Here is a 1,816-nt window from a genome sequence, read left to right as displayed (position 1 = left end):
GAGCCGGACTCGCCGACGATCCCCAGCACTTCGCCCGGCCACAGCTCGAACGACACGTCGCTAAAGCCTTTGCCCGGCGCGTACAGGTGAGTCAGGTTATTAACCGAAAGCAGCGGTTTCATTGGCCGTTCGCCTCGCTCTGTTGGCGGCAGTAATCGGTGTCGGAGCAGACAAACATCCGTTTGCCCGTATCGTCCAGCACCACTTCGTCCAGATAGCTGTGTTTGGATCCGCAGATGGCGCACGGCTCGTCCCACTCCTGCACCGTAAACGGGTGATCGTCGAAATCGAGACTTTCCACGCGAGTGTAAGGCGGAACGGCGTAGATGCGTTTTTCGCGCCCGGCGCCGAAAAGCTGCAGGGCGGGCATCATGTCCATCTTCGGGTTATCGAATTTTGGGATTGGCGACGGGTCCATCACGTAGCGCCCGTTCACCTTCACCGGGTAGGCGTAGGTGGTGGCGATATGGCCGAAGCGGGCGATATCCTCATACAGCTTCACCTGCATGACGCCGTACTCTTCCAGCGCGTGCATGGTGCGGGTTTCCGTTTCGCGCGGCTCGATAAAGCGCAGCGGCTCCGGGATCGGCACCTGGAAAATCAAAATCTGATCTTCAGTGAGCGGGGTTTCCGGGATGCGGTGTCGGGTCTGGATCAGCGTTGCGTCTTCGGTTTTTTCGGTGATATTGACGCCGGTGACGCGCTGGAAAAAGCTGCGAATCGACACGGCGTTGGTGGTGTCGTCGGCGCCCTGGTCGATGACCTTCAGCACGTCCGCCTCGCCGATCACGCTGGCGGTAATTTGAATACCGCCCGTGCCCCAGCCGTAGGGCATCGGCATTTCGCGGCCGCCGAACGGCACCTGATAGCCCGGAATGGCCACCGCTTTGAGGATGGCGCGGCGGATCATGCGTTTGGTTTGCTCATCCAGATAGGCAAAGTTGTAGCCGCTTAAGTTAGCCATTTTTGCGCTCCCGTTGCAGGCGTTTCAGCAGTTCCAGTTCGGCCTGGAAATCGACGTAGTGCGGCAGCTTGAGGTGCGAGACAAAACCGGCGGCCTCAACGTTATCCGCGTGGGCCAGCACGAACTCTTCGTCCTGCGCCGGGCCTGCAACGTGCTCGCCGTAGTCCGGCGCCTGCAGGGCGCGGTCGACCAGCGCCATGGCCATGGCCTTGCGCTCGCCCATGCCGAAGACCAGCCCGTAGCCGCGGGTAAAGTGCGGGTCTTCGTCTTCCGGGGCGAAGAAACCGTTGACCATTTCACACTCGGTCATCAGCAGTTCGCCGACGTTCACCGCAAAACCTAGCTCTTCCGGCACGATCTCGACGTCGATGTAGCCGCTGCGAATTTCGGCCGCAAAAGGGTGGTTGCGCCCGTAGCCGCGCTGGGTGGAGTAGGCCAGCGCCAGCAGATAGCCTTCGTCGCCGCGCATCAGCTGCTGCAGGCGGGACGAGCGCGAGCACGGGTAAACCGGCGGCGTGCGGGTGATGTCATCCGGCTGCGCGCCTGAGTCTTCTTCCGTCTTCGCCAGACCCTGTTTCGCCAGCAGGCTGAAGACGTGCGGAGACGGTTCCTGTTCGGCGTCTGAGGTGCTCAGCTGCGGCGCTTCGCCGTTCGCCAGCAGGGTAAAATCCAGCAGGCGATGGGTGTAGTCGTAGGTCGGGCCAAGCAGCTGGCCGCCGGGGATGTCTTTGTACACCGCTGAAATGCGGCGTTCTAAGCGCATTTCCGCCGTGTTCACCGGCTCGCTGACTGCCAGACGGGGAACGGTGGTGCGCCAGGCGCGCAGCAGGAAAATAGCTTCCACGCTGTCGC

General features: G+C 61.8%; 2 protein-coding genes and 1 pseudogene. All 3 read right to left on the bottom strand.

Annotation, left to right across the window (positions count from 1 at the left end; all coding sequences use genetic code 11):
- Positions 1-122 (bottom strand): annotated as a pseudogene (phnK, locus tag UTM25_RS21770) (phosphonate C-P lyase system protein PhnK); the annotation flags it as partial.
- Entirely contained in the window at positions 119-964 is an 846-nt protein-coding gene (phnJ, locus tag UTM25_RS21765) for an alpha-D-ribose 1-methylphosphonate 5-phosphate C-P-lyase PhnJ (RefSeq protein WP_194401608.1), read from the bottom strand. The pseudogene phnK and the gene phnJ, both read right to left, overlap by 4 nt.
- The coding region (locus UTM25_RS21760) for a carbon-phosphorus lyase complex subunit PhnI (protein WP_320715345.1) at positions 957-1,816 on the bottom strand (860 nt) is incomplete at its 5' end. The genes phnJ and UTM25_RS21760, both read right to left, overlap by 8 nt.

The sequence above is a fragment of the Enterobacter sp. 61D5 genome, assembly GCF_034107965.1.
Taxonomy (GTDB): Bacteria; Pseudomonadota; Gammaproteobacteria; order Enterobacterales; family Enterobacteriaceae; genus Enterobacter; species Enterobacter cloacae_M.
The sequence above is the reverse complement of the archived record's forward strand: the minus strand, read 5'-3'. Positions and strand labels throughout refer to the sequence as shown.

Bases quoted from the DNA above. Each gene is read 5' to 3' on its own strand.
- phnJ (WP_194401608.1), bottom strand. From the start codon at position 964: ATGGCTAACTTAAGCGGCTACAACTTTGCCTATCTGGATGAGCAAACC.